The sequence below is a fragment of the Neptunicoccus cionae genome, assembly GCF_014643735.1.
GTDB lineage: Bacteria > Pseudomonadota > Alphaproteobacteria > Rhodobacterales > Rhodobacteraceae > Amylibacter > Amylibacter cionae.
The window spans coordinates 23,495-38,586 of sequence record NZ_BMKA01000009.1; the positions used below are offsets into that span (position 1 = coordinate 23,495).

Sequence of the window (15,092 nt, forward strand, 5' to 3'; positions counted from 1 at the left end):
AGCGGCGAGGGCCTCGAATGTGCAGTTCTTCATGGGAGCATTGCGCGTCGAAACTGTTGCGTTTGACTGCGCTGCAAAGCTAAGCGATTCAGACGTCAAATCGTGTTTGGCTCGGGTTGTGGAGCCGCCATCAAAGCAGTTAGCCTTCGGTCCCTGATAGTTTGTGCAGGCACTCAGAGCGAGTACGCCCAAAAGAGCAGTTATTGTCAGTTTCATTTTACTCTCCAGAAGTCCGGTCGCTGGCGATAATCGGCACCCACCAGTTGTTCACCTTTTTCCATCCCGCCGAGGATGGTTAGAAGCGGCCCAAGGGCGCTCAGATCAGCGTTTATGACGACTGATCCGTCATCGTCTCTGACCAACCCAAGCCGCGAGTTGCTGCCGGTGTTCAGCAAGACATCTAGTTCCTTGTTGTGCAGGTTCAGCATTGCGTAATCTGACGCATTGGCCCGAATGTTTGGGAGCAGGATTTGCGTCGGCACAGCTTCAATGATTGTCTTGCCCGTGCGTGTTTGTTCGAGCTGGCTGGCATATTGTGTCATCATCACGACCACAGCATTTTGTTTCCGCGCGGTAACAAGCCAGTTTGACAGGCGCTCTGCGAAATAGCCGTTGTCGAGTGCCTTCCACGCCTCATCAATGATGATGATCGTGGGCTGGCGATCCTCAATCACTCGCTCTACGCGGCGGAACAGATACGACAGAACGGCCATGCGCTCTTTTTCGCTTTCACTGTCCAAGATCCCCGTCAGGTCGAAGCCTACAACGTCGCCATCCAGTGAGAACGTATCTTCTTGGTTTTGGCCGAATATCCAGCCGTAACGTCCCTCAGCAGTCCATTCTTGCAACCGATCGTGCAGATCGCCACCATCATCGACAGAGACGAACAACGAAGACAAGTCTTGCCAGTTTCGAAGCTCCGGATCGGAGACTGTTGCGTTCTGACGAACAACCTCTTGAATGCGGTTGGTCTGAGAGGGGGTAAGCGGCTTGTCTGTGCGGTAGATAAGAGAGGCGAGCCAGTCAGCAAGCCACGCCTGCCCGCGTTCGTCAATCTCCGTCCAGAGCGGGTTCAGTCCCGTGGCTTCACCCGCCTTGACCGCTGTATAGCGACCACCATTGGCGCGAACCGCCATTTCCATACCGAGGCGATAGTCAAAGACGAAAAGTCGCGCGCCTGCCCTCCGAGCCTGCGTCATAAGGAAAGCTGACAGTACCGACTTACCTGAACCTGGACGACCCAGGATCAGAGTGTGTCCGCCAGTCGGCTCTTTGTCGGGGGAACCTTGCTCATGGTAATTAAACCAGTGAGCAGACCGTTCCGGTGTTGGGAACATCGAAATCGTGGTCCCCCAAGGCACCTCATGACCCTGCTTTCCAAGCGGTGTCCGATGGAAGGCGGCGAAGTCTGCAAAATTCTTATTGGTTACCGCCGCTTTCCGGCTGCGCTTTGCGGAGTTGCCGGGGTGTTGTGCAAAGAAATGGGTGCGTGCGGCGAAGGCTTCATTAACCATGTTGACGCCTTCGGTAGCAGCTGTGTTGCGGACTTCCCCAGCAATCGAGTCAAGGTTTTCAAGCGTGGAAGCAAAGACGGTCACCGTCATGTGGTGGTCCCCGAAGCTGAGACGCTTCGATTCAAGATCGTCCAACGCCTCGGCCAATTCGGCTTCCAGAGACACAGCCCCATCGTCAGCGGCCCGCATTAGACGCTGTTGTTTCTTAATTCGGCCTGCCATGAGGTTGCTATTGATCGGTGTGAACGAGTGCGTGACAACCATATCGACCGGCAGGTTCAGTTCATCGAACATCGTGCAAGACGTTTTCGCAGGGTAGTTTTTGATGGCGAAGCTTGTGCCATACCGCGAACCGACAGCCCCTTCTGAAACCTCAAAAATCGTGCCGCGAAACGTGATCCTTGAATTGGCTACATCTTGCGCCAGAAAGCCGTATTTTGAGGTTGGATAGAGCGGAAGTTCTTGCCCGGTGTTCAGGCCACCCAGAAAGCCAAGCAGCTCACCTTTTGAAGCTGACAAAAGCCGGGGATTCATGTCTGCAAAGGTGGATTTGAGAAATCCAACAACTTCACTGACACGACGCATCCGCTTTTCAGTCTGGGCCTTAATTGCAGCGATGGATTTTTTCGCACTGAACGGCAGCTTGGAGGTCAGGGCAGGGCGGTGCAAAATCGTCAGGGTGAGTGTTTTGTCGCGCAGCCCGCCATCTTTCAGAAATGCAGTCCATTTTTGATCGACATGGGCCGCAAAGTCGTCACCCTTAAGAGCCATCAACGCCGGGTCGATGGCCTTTGAAACCTTGTGGACATAAAACGAAAACTCAGGGCCGATCTGCGAAATGATGGAAGCAAACAGGGCGCGGATTTTGTCAAGATGATCGTCGTCGGTCGTGTAGCTGTTCACACCTTCGAGGCGAATACATTGAAATAGTTCGCTTCCGCGTGTCCTGACGGTATAATCATCGACCAAACTCACATACGGAAGCATGTGGGCTAGCTCTTTTTCCTTTTTTACCCATTCAGGCAGCAACGTCATTGGATCGAAACTTTCATCACGGGGCATAGCTGTTTCCTCCGTGGATATTCCTGTTTGGGGTAGGGGGTGTTTCCTGCAACGTGATTGCTACAACATCTAAAAAATTAGGGTCCCAATCCGCGGCTTTCCACAGAGCGGGATATGCAAGGGCCGACGCGAGAGCGACGCCCCAATGCTGAACCCACAAGAAGACGAGAACAGACCAGAATAACCAGACCATTGCGTACATGATGGGCAAGCCCAGCAATTTGGGAGGTCTTACGAGGCCAATGAAAAGACGGGACTGTTCTGCCATCTTACCAGCTCCCTATGTGGTCCAGATAGCGGCAACGATCGTCGGCGCGGCTGCGATACCGGCGATTGCGACAACGACCCAAAGGGCTTGCCGAAAATCGAGAATGCCAAAGAGCCAAGACAAGAAGACGCCGATCAGAGCGAGCGTGCCGATCACGATACCGAGGGGGCCGGTAATCGCGTCAACAATGCCTTGCAACAGTGTTTGGACAGGTGACAAGTCGATGGACTGTGCCAGGGCCGGTTGCGCCAGAATCAGCAGCACACCGCACAGTGTCACCATATTGGTAGTGGTAGGCTTCATGAGTTATCTCCCTCTAGCCGGTTGAACACGGCCAGCACGCGGCTGACGTGGTTTTGGGTTTCCTGATAGGGCGGAATACCCGCGTAGCGCGTGACTGCATCAGGACCGGCGTTGTATGCCGCCAAAGCGTGTCGCGCGTCCCCGAATTGGACCAGCATCATCAAGAGATACCGGGCCGATCCATCGAGGTTCTGTCGCCAGTTGTGCGGATCAACGCCAAGATCGCGCGCGGTTTCTGGCATAAGCTGTCCCAAGCCAATCGCACCGACGTGACTACGAGCGTTCGTCTGGTAGGCGCTTTCAATTTCAATGTTGGAGCGGAACAGAAGTCGCCATTCGGTTACGGACAGGCCAGCACGTCGCAGGGCTGGGTGGCTTGCGTAGCGCAGCGCCGTCTCATCAATGGCAGCAAGAATTTCGGGGCGTCCACGGGCAGCGCGAGCCGCAACCGAAGCGACCCGAGGGCCAGCGCCACCCGGCGACGTATCTTCGTTGGCACCGCGGCCAAAGAGTTGAAGACCTTGAGAGGCGGTGCCTTGCCCCACCCCATCATTGTAATTTCTTGCGAAGTTGCTTTGCGAGGTCGATGTTTCCAGCGAGCCATCGCCTCGCATGACCAGCACCATAGCTTGCGCGTTTGCGGTGGTGCTGATCAGAAATAGCGCTGTCGCGCTAGCTGTTGTCAGTGTCCAGAGCGTTGTCCGTGAGGATGTGGGTAGAACGCCTGCCCTCAACCAATGGAATATCGACGTGTTCGAAGCCCATCCCCTGCATGAAAGAGATAAGTCCATTGGCAGTCTTGAAGGCCCGCGCAGTAATTTCGTCTTCTGGCGTGGCTCGGTTTCGGGCAGAAACAAGCAGCTTCTCATACGTGTGATCTTTGTTGACCACACGGATGATCCAGACCCCATACCAAACCGCAGCTTTTTTCGTCGCTGTGGTTTTGCATACAACCTCAGCTTGATATCCGTTCTGGATGAGAGATCGGAGTAATGTTTCGGTAACCACATTGGGCGCTTCTTTATGTATGTCTGTCCCCACGTTTGCGCTCTCTTTTCAGGTTGGCAAACAGGGCCCCTCCTCGGGTACCCTGCTACTACAATATTATAATACGACCCTCAAGTTATAGTATTGTTACTTGAAGGAAGACGGTTTCTACGCCACCTTTAAGCATAAGCAGCGAATTTTTCCAGCATCTAAGGGGGCACAGGCATTGCCACTCATCAGAAAGCTCACCTACGGCCTTACAATATCGTGTGTTTTTATAGCCTCGATGGTGCATGCGGGAACCTGTTATGCCCCGGATCGACCGTTCGTTCCGGCAGATCCGGACACCGCCAAAGAGTATGCCGACTTAATAAAACGGGATTTCGAGACCTATATCAACGACGTTCAAGCATACTTCCGGTGTTTGGAGATTGAACGGGGCCGTGCGTTCACCGAAGCGCAGGAGGTCAGCCAAGAATATGGAGAATTTGTTCAGCGTGATGGGCAATAATCACCGGCTTGCGCTGCATTGATCTCGGCAGCGCCGACTCCTGGGTCACTGTATTCACGGGCAACGATGCGATCTCAGCTGGTATGAAGGTGAGCGACAAGTCCTAAGCGATCATTGGCCGTGCTTGAGCAACCGCTTCAATCTTAAGCCGGCAAACATGATGTGAGGGGGCATCGCCAACGAATAGTGACCGCAGTTGAGTTCCAGAATATCTGGGCTGCCCCCAGTCTCCTTCAATGTCTGAATGAATCTCTGCGATAGCTCTGGCATTACCACTTTGTCACGCTTTGCCAGCACAAGCTGAAGATCGAGATCAGATCGTCCCAACCTATGAGCGTGATTTTCCAAGTTGAGGGGTCCCCACGCCCTTCTGAGATCGGTAAGATCAATCTCTGACTCTAGGCTGTCGCGTATTAGCCGTGTCGCGCGACCAGTCCAGACCATATCTGCCAAACTTCCGGCCGTCAGGAAAAGCGAGGCTTTCGTTACAGCCGGGTCATGCGCCGCGACCAACCCAGCAACCCACGAACCTAGACTCATCCCGAGAACTGAAATCTCCTTGTATCCTTGGCATTTCAGCCAACGAATGAGTTTCCGGCCATCCAAAACGGCCTGCCTGACAGATTGGATCGTTCGACCGATATTCGAGCTAAGCATATAATCAGCATGCGTCGAGTCGGGACGGCTGCGTTGGAAATGATAGGGCAGCGCAATCTCGACGACAGTGATGCCGCGCTTCGAGAAGAAGTTCGCAATCTGACGTTGCTGCTTGCTTGCATTCCAATGGTGAAAAACGACTAGCGCCTTATCCAATGAACCGCTTTCCGTCACCTTCGACCAGACCATATTGTTCTCTTCGGTGTCGGTTGAGACGTCCGATGGAAACTTGATCCAGTCATTTTTCAAACTGAACTCAAAAGCTGAATCGATTGGTTCATCAAAGAAGGCTGGATCCTCGACGGCCTGGTCTGCAAGGTTACAAAGCTCCGCGATGCTACCTACCTGCTTTTTGCCTGGAAACGCGAGTTCCGCATCAAGGACGAAATCGGCCACTTTCTTTAGTTCGTTGCCTCGCTGTACGCGCCGTTCATCCCACCGATCCAGCCAATTATGATACACTTTGACTGTCTCTCTGCTCTACCGCGTTCCATGTTTCGAACCCCGGATCAAACAGGCCGTAAATCGCGATTAGCACCGCTACGCTCAGTAAAATGGAGAAGCCCGCGAACACACCGATCAGCAAATAGCTGGCCACTAGTATAGCTACGGTCGTTACCATCATGCCCATGAGGACATGAAACTGACCGCTCGCGCCCAATCGGGAAGCGCCATACAGAAAGACAAAAACTGTCGCCAAAACGATAAGAAGGCTACTGAAATGGTTCGGTGCACTGTAGTCGGTCAAGCTGTGGATTTCATCGCCTGTATTGAAGATCGAAGTCATGTCTCCAACCAGCCAACGTACGATGTTTGTCCCGCTGGATGCCAAGTAGGTGCTTTGCAGCTTCATGCAGATCGCAATGAAGATCCCCAGAACCGTACATCGAAAAATCCCACGCATCACCCGAGCACCAACTGTATTGGCTTCGTGTTGATGCTCAGCTTTTTGCTTATCGTCTGACCCCGCCAGAATTTTCTCAAAATCCTGGACCACCGTATATAGCAATATGAGGCCCGCGAAGAACACATAGAAGCAGACGCACATGTAAAAATATGCGAAGCCTGTGAACACGATCTCTTCCGGAACGGATATAACTTCTGGCTGCACAAGCGCCAACGAGCCCCAATCAGGGGCAATGCTACCAGCTCCTTGCACCAACGGAAGCAAGCGAACCCCGATCCATTGAAAGACACCCGCAAACAGAAAACATATCAAAAAGACCGCCCAAAACGTACAAGAAGACGCTTCTACGTTGCGCGCCCAAGTGTCGGAACTATCCATCCGGTCGGGGTGAGCCACAAGATGCAAGCGCCCTTCATATTTCCAAAAGACCAGTAGTTCTGCGACAATCGCAAAGAACAGCGGCATGAACACCATAAACAGAAATGTCCAATTGGGTGCCCAAATAAATCCTACCTCCTTAATGTGGCCATCCAGTGAGTCAAAAGTTGCTTGATGGATGCCGAGAAAATAGGATGAGAACCCAAGTGCGACGGCACCGGCAAATACCGACGACGGTAAGTTCAAGGGAGACCCGCCAAACAAGGATTCCGATGTTCTCGCCAGACTAAAACGCTGATTCCGGCGGTTGGCGTCGTCTCGGGCCCTATCAGATTGTGGGACTGACGTACCGTCGGCGTGAACGGGCTGCGCCAAATCTGGCACCTCCGGCGCATTGCTTTCCTTTGCGTTTCGCTTCTCGCGCCTTTTGGCCAACAAGCTTGATCGCGCCGCGCTAAGCTCCGCCTGCCATTCGCTCGTTGCCTCTGGGTCGTTGCAGCCGAAAATCCGGGCCAGCCATCGAATATTTTCAGAGCTAATACCCTTCTCGTTGTCTTGAAACCACAGTTGCACCGTTCGCAGCTCGACCCCAGCACCGCTAGGATCAATCTGCGTGATGGCTGCTGCAAGAAGATCAGGTGTCCATGGACCTTCAGGAAACCCGTCACAATCCACAGGTCGACCCGCACCTGCCGAGGCTAGGTGCTTAAACAGTTCCTTAAAGTCCCTATCGTTTCTCTCCGGGCGCAGAAAATATTTACCGTTCTTTGTCAACTACTTGCAAACTTCTGTTTCGTTTCGCTTCGACCCCATTCGTTTCATATCGTGCTTTTCCACCCTTTAGAAGTGCAACCAGAGCGCGCAACTGGTTCGAGCAAGAACCAGCCGGAACCTTTCGGCGGCGACATAGCTGCTCAACCATTCATCTGAGGAAAAACAAATGTTGGAAAGTACCACCTGCGATCGGCTCGATCCGCAAACCATTGCCCTATCTGATGCAATCAACGCACCAACGGGCCAAAAGAGACTACATGCAACGCCAATCAAGCGCATCCTGGACCGCCACTCGCGGGAGGTGGTTGGATGGCTCTATGTGTGGAATACTGGCGCTCAAGTTCCGATGTGGAAGGATGGGCGCAAGAACGATGTCATCTATGAGTAGCATCGCGACCTTGGCCCACCTCGTGGCATTGGACCGCCAGTCACCGAAAGTACCGGCATTGTTGCAAAGTCTATGAGTTTCGCAACGACATTGTGCCGCTATGAAAACAAGACATACGAATTGGTGCACATATCAGATGCATAAGGGAAGGTGTTTTGATGATGGTATAGAAACTGGATAGGGTAGGGTAGGGTGGTCCATCACTGACCTGAAACCTTGCTGCCTTGGGTGCGTGGAAAGAATCCCGCAGGCAAGGTAGTCGATTGCTGCTCTTGGCCCCGTCACCGCCCTTCGTTGCAAAAGTGCCTACTTCTGCTGCTCTGGCCGCATCAGCAGTTTAAGGCCGCCAAGTCCACGAAGACCGATAAAGCTTTCGTCCGTTCCAGTCGGCGCTTGTCCACATATTGCGCTTAGGATCACCACCAAACTTCGACTTCTCGTTAAGCTTCTTGTAAACGGCTGGAGTAATCCTCGTTGCGACGTCGCTAGAAAGAGAGTTCATACGCGCAGCGTGGTTTGCCGCACTTCCGACCCATACGAGATCGTTGTTGTTACGTATTCCACTTCTAACGACAAGCATATCAGATGTATCAATGCCGACAGTATGGCGCAGAGAGAAGTTTGTTGAAGTATATTGATTTTTTAGTGCTGGGTTAATTACCTTCTTGACCAAATAGTTGATCTGCATCCCCGTTTTAGCGGCATCAGAGTTCTTGCTGTCACCGATAAAGACACCCATCACCCGATCACCATCGAAGGATCGAACTTCACCACCGTTTAGGCGGATAGTCCTCGTCGCACACAGCAAGAATGCTTTGTACAGTTCAGCGGCAAATTTTACGTCGTACTGATCGACAATCTCCGTTGAGCCGTCCATGTCTGCGTAAAGTACGGTCGCAGAGATAGAGCGGCCAACATTCGACAGCCCAATGTCTTGCGACTTTGGAACAACTTGACCTTTGGTCTCAGTCCAAGCCGTCGTAAAGATTGCTCGGACGTTCTCGTGCATCTTGTCCTCAAATTCACTCACGTCTGTTTGAGCTCCTTCGCAAATCTCGATCTGCTAACCAAGACATCAAAGCCAGCCCTGCGAGAGAAAGATAAATTATGGCGACTCCCCACCATTTTTGCTCTGGATTCGAACTAAAATTCCAAAGAAACGGAAGTGGCTGCCGTGTCCCGTTAACCGAGAATGAAAGGCTAAAAAGGGTCTGGACTGCCTGAGCAATCATGGCAGTTCCCGAAAGCCAAAACATGTTTCGATAAATAAAATCTGGGTTCATTCTTATTGCAACGAGAGTGCCGGACGCGCCAGCCCCAATGGCAAACAGGATAGCCACCCAAACCGGAGACCCACCAAGTCCGAACCAAACTCCGCATAGGACTCCGACTACCGCTCCGAACACAACCGACGCCCATGTCCATGTGGTTCTGGATGAGCTCTTTCCGTCACCTAGTAACCTAATGTTTTTTCGGTTCATGGAATCGACCATGTCAGACAATCGCTCACGAAACTCAGCGTTCTTCGACATTAGATCTCTGAAATCATGAGCGGAGATGACTCGGGCCTCCACATTCGGTGTACTCACAATAACATCCGCAGATCGAGCCGATCCTGGCTTCATCGCTGCCATTTCCCCAACGGTTTCGGTTGCTTCTTTGGAGTCGATAAAATTTGAGTTGATGTATACCCCAACTGAACCGAACAATAAGAAATACACGTCGTCAGCGTCATCGCCCTGTTTCAGCAAGACGTGACCTTTCGGGAACCGAACCAATTTAGACCGGCTAACTATATCTTTGGCCAGTTCTTCATTGTTAGCAACAAGCTTGCTCCGGCAGATGATTTTGTGGTGTTTTTCCAACACGGATTCCAAGAGATGATCATTCTCCTCGGGTGGCGCTAGCTCTTCTATTTTCTTCTTTCTAAGCAAGTCTCTATCTCTTCCAAGTTTGAAATTTTTAGTCGGTAGCTACTCTTATTGCGCATCGCTTCGCCCTCGATCTCCAGAGGATCAAAGCCGTAGAACCTAAGATAGTAGAAGATCATTGCCTTGCGGACTGGGAGCTCCAGACAACCATCGATCATACTATATTCGATTTCGACCTGTTCTTTCTGTCTTGCCGTAAGTCCCGGTTCCGCTTGAAGTTTCATCTTAATTAATTGATGCCATTGCGTGTCTGGTCGAAGATCTGGGCATTGGTTACTCGACACGTTGGCAACCTCAATTCTTGAAAGCACAAAATCTGAGTATCTGTCTTTCTCAAGATCGAATGCACGCATGTGCCACCTGTGACCGTCGCTTGCCAATGCGTGTGGACAAAGCGTGCGCGCGCCTTCTGTGTCTGAACTCAAAGACACGTATTTGACCGTCAAACATGTTTTTGCATCGATGGCCTCTAATACGGCCCGAAGAACTTTGGAATCCATCTTACGGGACGCAACGGCAACAGCATCAAATTCAGGAACTGACGCTGGCCAAATTTCGTTCGCCGTGCGGTAACCGTGATGATGCATTTCAAGTTGATGAAGGTACTCCGCAGCTTCGCCGCCGCTGAAGACAGGTTTGAAGTTCGACCGAGAAACGTATGTCCGGCGGCGTGTGTCATAAGCCATGTTCTTGGGTGCCAAGTCCAAGTAGGAAGTCAAATCAAGTGTAGCCTGCTGCGGCGATATCTCGAACTGCTCAGTCAGCAGCTTCCGTCCAACTGCTCCCTCCCACATAAGCTGAAATTCAATGAACTGGTAGCGCCTACGCAGGCTCGGCTTGATGCCTTCATGTTTCATGTCTGGTCTCCCTACGATACTTTAGCATATTGACATTTAATATGGTAGTCCCAATATATAGAATGTAGTTATAAAATAGGCTGGCTCGTGCTGGTCTATCGCATTCAACAGAAGGAATGAAAAATGTCGTGGAGCGAACCCGAGGCGCGAACCCGAATTGAGAAGCTTGTTAGGGAAGTACCTGATGTGGGTGTCCGGCGTTTTGAGAAATACCTTCCGCTCTACGAGGCTGACAAGGCCCTTATGACGGCGCGAGATCAGCAAATCTCTCCGCCGCTATTTAGTCTTCCGCGAGGCAAAGCGGTCGTCGTAGACACTGTTCAGGTCTACATCGCGATTAGTAACTATGATGAGTACCGGCTGGAAGAAGGCCGTGAAACGGAAGCATCGCATGATCGTGCGCTACGTCTGCTTCATCTCTACTATAGCGCTGCAGATCGGGTGATCGAAAAGTCGCCTGCGCAGCGTGTCGACTTTCACAATGGTCGGGTCCACGCGGTTGTGCTTGAACTAGAGGAGGGTGGCATAAGTCGCGACACGCTGGCGCAAGCAATGGCCTTCATTGAAGATTTCAAGCAGGTCGCCCACGCCGCCAACCAGCAGTTAGCAAACGGAGAGTTCAATGCGGTTTTCCGGATCGGAGTTGATGTTGGCACCTGTGTTGCAATCAACAATGGAACTGGCTCTGAACAAGAACCCATGTTCTTGGGGCGACCAGCCAACCACGCGGCCAAGCTTGCTCACGGGGACGAACCTGGCGTTTATGTAAGCGATGCAGTGCGCAAAATCTTGGGGCAGCCTGAACTCGGAGTTCTTGAGCAATTCAGAGGCCTTACCGATGTCGAGATCGCTACTAATTCTGCGAGACTGTCAGATGGTGAAAGCCTAGAGTTCGGGGTGCAGAACCGTCAGCAGTTCACGGACGAAGTCGTCGGGAACTGGCGCAAGGAAATCGCGAGTGGTGATTTTCCAGACTTTACCGATCCACGGTTCGTTTTCTCCTATCAAGAACCTCCGCTGAGCGAGATCGACTATGCTGAACTAATGCCCAGTAAGTCGATCAGAATGCCCTTAGTTTCGATGTATGCTGACCTGTCTGGTTACACGGACTATATTGATAGAGCTGTTGCAACCGGAGGGATTGGTGAAGCGGTTCGCGCACTCTACGTCATGCGGCAAGAGTTTCAGAACGTAGTTGAGGAAGATTTTGGTGGCCGGAAGGTTCGCTTCATCGGTGATTGTATTCATGCGCTGATAGCTGAAGGATCCGAGAATGAGACGAGCTCACGCGATACCGTCGCCTCAGCTACTCATTGTGCAGGTGGGCTTCACTCTTCGTTCGCTCTTTGCCAATCGATCCTCGGAGGTTTGGACAGTCTTGGCTTAGCGGTCGGCCTTGAACTTGGCCCAACTCCGATTTCACGGATTGGCATTCGCGGGGACCGCTCGGTTCGCGTGGCCTCCAGCATCGCCACAGCGCGCTCTGAGAAAATGCAGAAGGACTGCGAACACAACGGTGTGAAGCTTGGTGAAAATGCACTTGCTGCGGCACCGGTCGCTCTTGCCGATATCCTGACTGAAGGCTTTGCGGCAGAACTTGATTATGGAGATGTAGCTGTGTGTTTGGCTGCGCCCGCTCCTTCATTGGCAAGCCCTACTTACGCCCGCGCGCACGTCCCGTCGCCAACACCGGAACCACGCGCACATTTGAAGACTGAATGAACTCACTAGCCCTCCTCATCCGATCGAGCCCAAATTGGGTCGAAGTTCAGGAACAGAGCTTCGATGCTGCTGGCATAGTGGCGACACCACCTTTGCAGGGGGGCAAGCAGCCTAAGACTTTCTTTCTGAGACTGCGTCCCTCTTCTAGGGGAGGGGTGGCCGTGTATGAGCAAGCGTCTTCAAGGCAATGTCCCGGCTTTTGCCCTGAGAGACACATCAACCCAGACAGTAGCTTCTGCGTCTTCTATGGTTCGGAAGAGCGAATATCGGATACCGGACGTGCTGAGACTTGGTGGTCGCACCTCGCCCAGTTTCTTGAATGCCAAGTATTTGCGGAAAAAAGAGGCGTGTGGCCGCTGCGCTCGGGATTAAGTCATGGAGATGCTGCAGATCACCAAATCGCCATGGAAAACATTGCCGATAATCATGGCTGGGGGGATGAAATTCTTGAAGGGATATTTCGTCGTCGTGGGTGGCTAGCCGATAGGCTGCCTCCTGCGTCCAAAGACAAGAAAATGGTTCTTAATTCGCGCACGCCGTGTCCTCGCGGTTGTCGCTGGAAGCATAAGTTGCTGCGGAAGCGATCATGCCAGATAGAAGCGTGTTTTGTCGGATGCGGAAGGCAGCACAAACCAATTCTCCGTGCGGATTGCCCTAATCGACGTAGCGTCGAAGACATCGTTCTTCATGAGCATAAACGCCGAAAGATCGAGCAAGACGCGATAAAGCACTTTTTTCAGAAGGGACATCGGTGTTGTGGTACGATGCAGCACTGTCCGCTCCGTGATTTGGAAGAGGCTGCCTAGGTATTCATCGAGCTTCACTGAAGCAGGTTACCCTTTGGTTGAAGAACCTTAATAACTATGTGCTAATACCACTGGATTTTCAGGGCCATTATATACAATGTTCGCGATATATGTTCCTTATTTGTTCTGTAAACGCCATTCAGAAATGTCACTGGCCGTGCAAAGCAGAAGTGTCATCAAAGGCGCTAACGGTAGCAAGGCTTAGCAGCCCGAAGACCTCATATATCGCAGGGTTGGTAAGCCTTGCGGGGTCTGGTTATAGACCAAGCTTGCGACGCTCTTTCTTGTTGTAGAAGGCTTTGATGCCTTCTTCGCGCATGAGCTCTTCGAAGGCGCGCCAGGCGAGGACATCGCCGAAGAAGGGCGGGCTGTCGGAAATCGTCAACGTTCCAAACTGGTTCTCTACGGACAGGATCCAGCCGGGATGGATGCTGGTCTTATAAATCTCGACGTCGAATGATGCCCGTCGATGGTCACGATCTGTGTGTAATCGGAGAATATTATATCTGGGTCGTCTTTGGTATCCATGCCACCAATCTTGGGGCTATTCCGCCACGTGTACAATCTTCTTCTTGGCCCGTGATCCTGACGGCCGCCCAGGCGTTTTACCGTTTGGCTTGTAGCCCATCTTCTCAGAATTTGTCCTGACCGGGTATTTTGGTGGGGCCTTATCTTGCATCTCTTTGATGTACTCCAGCACGGCACCAAGGCACTTGTTGTCGGTGATGGCGGCGTGCGTCACGCGTTGATCCATGTCGAAGATTTTGTAGGGCAGGGATCGGCCTTTTGAGCGCACCTCAAACCGCCCATCAACAAATGCATAAGTGTCCACGTATTTACCGACCAGACCGCGTGTCACATCGCTTTCTTCCAGCATGATCCGCTTGCGGTCATAGGAGAAGGTCAGTTGTTTGCCGACATAGCGTGTATCGCGCCAGCATAGCACATCATCGAGCCGATCTGGCTCGACATTTAAGGCGCGGTGCAGGTTATCGGACTTGGCAGGAGCCTTTGCAAACTGCGCGTTGTGACGCTCCTTAAAGCCTTGCAGATAGGCGTTTCCGGCTTCCATATCCGAAATACTGGCAAGCCTCAGTTCCTTCACCAACCGGTCCTGTAGAGTCCGGTTGGCACGCTCAACGCGACCCTTGGCCTGACTTGAATTGGCGCACAGAATCTCAACGTTCAGCTGGTTCAGCGCACGCCCAAACTGGGTCATACGCGCACCACCTTTGGCGTCTTCCTTGGCCACGCGAAACACCGTGTGCTTGTCGCTGTAGAATGCGACGGGACGACCGTGATTGAGCAGATAGCTCTCCAGTGCTTCGAAATAACTGAACGTGCTCTCGGATTTGACAAACAACAACTCCATCAAGGTGCTGGTGGCATCGTCGATAAAGACGAGCAGGGTGCAGGGACCAGAACGATCCTCAAACCAACGATGATCCGAGCCATCGATCTGGATCAGCTCGCCGAAACATTCCCGGCGTAGACGCGGCTGGTGGAACTGGCGGCGCTGCTTGCGAGACAGCCAAATGCCATCTTCAACCATCCACTTCCGAAGCGTCTCGCGAGAGACTTTGAAGCCATGATGTTCGGCCAGCATCTCAGCCGCCAGTGTAGGCCCAAAATCCGGGTACTGTTCCTTGATCAGACTCAACGCATAGTCGCGTTTGGCTTTATGGATCTGATTGTTTGGAATTTTGCCACGCGATTTGTGCCGGATCGCCGCTGCGCCATCCTGACGGTATCGCTTGAGCAGCCGGAAAACCTGACGACGTGTCAGGTCCAGCATGTTCGCCGCGTTGTCGACGCTCAGCCGGCCATCATCGACCTGTGCCAAAACTTCCACACGGTTCAACTCGCGCTCGCTCATAACCACCCATCCCATGTCCGCGCATCCTCACATCGTTTTGCGAGGAGAGTGACACTTCTGCTTTGCTCATGGGTGACATTATCGCTTTGCGGGTACATGTTCTTTTCGCATAATCTATCTTATGTTAAATATTGACAGTTTTGGACATCTT

At 52.3% G+C, this 15,092-nt stretch carries 16 protein-coding genes; 5 read left to right on the forward strand and 11 right to left on the reverse strand.

All coding sequences use genetic code 11. The features are described 5' to 3' along the window. Positions 1 to 212: 212 nt before the first annotated feature. From IEX10_RS18315 to IEX10_RS18330, 4 genes are read right to left on the reverse strand one after another with little or no spacing between them, the layout of a single operon-like run. Positions 213 to 2,576 carry a VirB4 family type IV secretion/conjugal transfer ATPase gene (locus IEX10_RS18315; protein WP_188678627.1) on the reverse strand — a complete coding sequence of 788 codons (2,364 nt, stop codon included), beginning with the start codon at positions 2,574 to 2,576 and terminating at the stop codon, positions 213 to 215. After that, entirely contained in the window at positions 2,566 to 2,844 is a 279-nt protein-coding gene (locus IEX10_RS18320; protein ID WP_188678629.1) for a VirB3 family type IV secretion system protein, read from the reverse strand. Before IEX10_RS18320 ends, IEX10_RS18315 begins: the two co-directional genes overlap by 11 nt. 12 nt (positions 2,845 to 2,856) lie before the next feature. Next, positions 2,857 to 3,147: a TrbC/VirB2 family protein gene (locus tag IEX10_RS18325; protein ID WP_188678631.1), complete on the reverse strand. Its 291-nt coding sequence runs from the start codon at positions 3,145 to 3,147 to the stop codon at positions 2,857 to 2,859. Continuing rightward, positions 3,144 to 3,773, reverse strand: a complete 630-nt coding sequence (locus IEX10_RS18330; RefSeq protein WP_188678632.1) for a lytic transglycosylase domain-containing protein — start codon at positions 3,771 to 3,773, stop codon at positions 3,144 to 3,146. The genes IEX10_RS18325 and IEX10_RS18330 overlap by 4 nt, the downstream gene beginning before the upstream one ends. Between IEX10_RS18330 and IEX10_RS18335 the strand changes: the two genes are divergently transcribed. Continuing rightward, entirely contained in the window at positions 3,760 to 4,140 is a 381-nt protein-coding gene (locus tag IEX10_RS18335) for a hypothetical protein (RefSeq protein WP_188678635.1), read from the forward strand. The genes IEX10_RS18330 and IEX10_RS18335 overlap by 14 nt on opposite strands. 145 nt (positions 4,141 to 4,285) lie before the next feature. Beyond that, positions 4,286 to 4,645 carry a hypothetical protein gene (locus tag IEX10_RS20155; protein WP_308420719.1) on the forward strand — a complete coding sequence of 120 codons (360 nt, stop codon included), beginning with the start codon at positions 4,286 to 4,288 and terminating at the stop codon, positions 4,643 to 4,645. A 111-nt stretch (positions 4,646 to 4,756) separates the two neighbouring features. Here IEX10_RS20155 and IEX10_RS18345 read toward each other — a convergent pair whose 3' ends face one another. After that, complete coding sequence (locus tag IEX10_RS18345) at positions 4,757 to 5,764, reverse strand: RcgR family putative quorum lactone hydrolase (RefSeq protein ID WP_188678636.1); 1,008 nt, start codon at positions 5,762 to 5,764, stop codon at positions 4,757 to 4,759. Beyond that, positions 5,754 to 7,361 carry an RcgA family putative transporter gene (locus IEX10_RS18350; protein ID WP_188678644.1) on the reverse strand — a complete coding sequence of 536 codons (1,608 nt, stop codon included), beginning with the start codon at positions 7,359 to 7,361 and terminating at the stop codon, positions 5,754 to 5,756. Before IEX10_RS18350 ends, IEX10_RS18345 begins: the two co-directional genes overlap by 11 nt. A 166-nt stretch (positions 7,362 to 7,527) precedes the next feature. On the opposite strand from IEX10_RS18350, the gene IEX10_RS18355 reads away from it, so the two are divergent. Beyond that, entirely contained in the window at positions 7,528 to 7,749 is a 222-nt protein-coding gene (locus IEX10_RS18355) for a hypothetical protein (protein WP_188678646.1), read from the forward strand. 337 nt (positions 7,750 to 8,086) lie between these two features. Here the strand turns inward: IEX10_RS18355 and IEX10_RS18360 are convergent, their stop codons facing one another. Genes IEX10_RS18360 through IEX10_RS18370 form a run of 3 tightly spaced genes read right to left on the reverse strand, consistent with a single transcriptional unit; the run spans position 8,087 to position 10,537 of the window. Further along, positions 8,087 to 8,779, reverse strand: coding sequence for an adenylate/guanylate cyclase domain-containing protein (locus tag IEX10_RS18360; protein ID WP_229678634.1), 693 nt, complete (start codon positions 8,777 to 8,779; stop codon positions 8,087 to 8,089). Further along, positions 8,772 to 9,683 (reverse strand): cyclic nucleotide-binding domain-containing protein, encoded by a 912-nt coding sequence (locus tag IEX10_RS18365; RefSeq protein WP_188678652.1) that lies wholly within the window; start codon positions 9,681 to 9,683, stop codon positions 8,772 to 8,774. The genes IEX10_RS18360 and IEX10_RS18365 overlap by 8 nt, the downstream gene beginning before the upstream one ends. After that, the gene (locus tag IEX10_RS18370; protein WP_188678658.1) at positions 9,662 to 10,537 is read right to left on the reverse strand and encodes a WYL domain-containing protein; all 876 of its coding nucleotides are present in this window, start codon (positions 10,535 to 10,537) and stop codon (positions 9,662 to 9,664) included. Before IEX10_RS18370 ends, IEX10_RS18365 begins: the two co-directional genes overlap by 22 nt. A 123-nt stretch (positions 10,538 to 10,660) precedes the next feature. On the opposite strand from IEX10_RS18370, the gene IEX10_RS18375 reads away from it, so the two are divergent. Then, the gene (locus IEX10_RS18375; RefSeq protein WP_188678660.1) at positions 10,661 to 12,259 is read left to right on the forward strand and encodes a nucleotidyl cyclase domain-containing protein; all 1,599 of its coding nucleotides are present in this window, start codon (positions 10,661 to 10,663) and stop codon (positions 12,257 to 12,259) included. Beyond that, the gene (locus IEX10_RS20225; RefSeq protein ID WP_373287553.1) at positions 12,256 to 13,065 is read left to right on the forward strand and encodes an E2 domain-containing protein; all 810 of its coding nucleotides are present in this window, start codon (positions 12,256 to 12,258) and stop codon (positions 13,063 to 13,065) included. Before IEX10_RS18375 ends, IEX10_RS20225 begins: the two co-directional genes overlap by 4 nt. 256 nt (positions 13,066 to 13,321) lie before the next feature. On the opposite strand, the gene IEX10_RS20135 is transcribed toward IEX10_RS20225, so the two are convergent. Both IEX10_RS20135 and IEX10_RS18390 read right to left on the reverse strand, forming a co-directional pair. Next, positions 13,322 to 13,450: a hypothetical protein gene (locus IEX10_RS20135; protein WP_268237053.1), complete on the reverse strand. Its 129-nt coding sequence runs from the start codon at positions 13,448 to 13,450 to the stop codon at positions 13,322 to 13,324. 159 nt (positions 13,451 to 13,609) lie between these two features. After that, the gene (locus tag IEX10_RS18390) at positions 13,610 to 14,956 is read right to left on the reverse strand and encodes an ISNCY family transposase (protein WP_188678663.1); all 1,347 of its coding nucleotides are present in this window, start codon (positions 14,954 to 14,956) and stop codon (positions 13,610 to 13,612) included. Positions 14,957 to 15,092 lie beyond the last annotated feature (136 nt).

What these genes read in the sequence shown, in the direction of transcription:
- IEX10_RS18315 (WP_188678627.1), bottom strand. Translation starts at nt 2,576, where the DNA reads ATGCCCCGTGATGAAAGTTTCGATCCAATGACGTTGCTGCCTGAATGG.
- IEX10_RS18320 (WP_188678629.1), bottom strand. Translation starts at nt 2,844, where the DNA reads ATGGCAGAACAGTCCCGTCTTTTCATTGGCCTCGTAAGACCTCCCAAA.
- IEX10_RS18325 (WP_188678631.1), bottom strand. Translation starts at nt 3,147, where the DNA reads ATGAAGCCTACCACTACCAATATGGTGACACTGTGCGGTGTGCTGCTG.
- IEX10_RS18335 (WP_188678635.1), top strand. Translation starts at nt 3,760, where the DNA reads ATGACCAGCACCATAGCTTGCGCGTTTGCGGTGGTGCTGATCAGAAAT.
- IEX10_RS18330 (WP_188678632.1), bottom strand. Translation starts at nt 3,773, where the DNA reads ATGGTGCTGGTCATGCGAGGCGATGGCTCGCTGGAAACATCGACCTCG.
- IEX10_RS18355 (WP_188678646.1), top strand. Translation starts at nt 7,528, where the DNA reads ATGTTGGAAAGTACCACCTGCGATCGGCTCGATCCGCAAACCATTGCC.
- IEX10_RS18370 (WP_188678658.1), bottom strand. Translation starts at nt 10,537, where the DNA reads ATGAAACATGAAGGCATCAAGCCGAGCCTGCGTAGGCGCTACCAGTTC.
- IEX10_RS18375 (WP_188678660.1), top strand. Translation starts at nt 10,661, where the DNA reads ATGTCGTGGAGCGAACCCGAGGCGCGAACCCGAATTGAGAAGCTTGTT.
- IEX10_RS20225 (WP_373287553.1), top strand. Translation starts at nt 12,256, where the DNA reads ATGAACTCACTAGCCCTCCTCATCCGATCGAGCCCAAATTGGGTCGAA.
- IEX10_RS18390 (WP_188678663.1), bottom strand. Translation starts at nt 14,956, where the DNA reads ATGGGATGGGTGGTTATGAGCGAGCGCGAGTTGAACCGTGTGGAAGTT.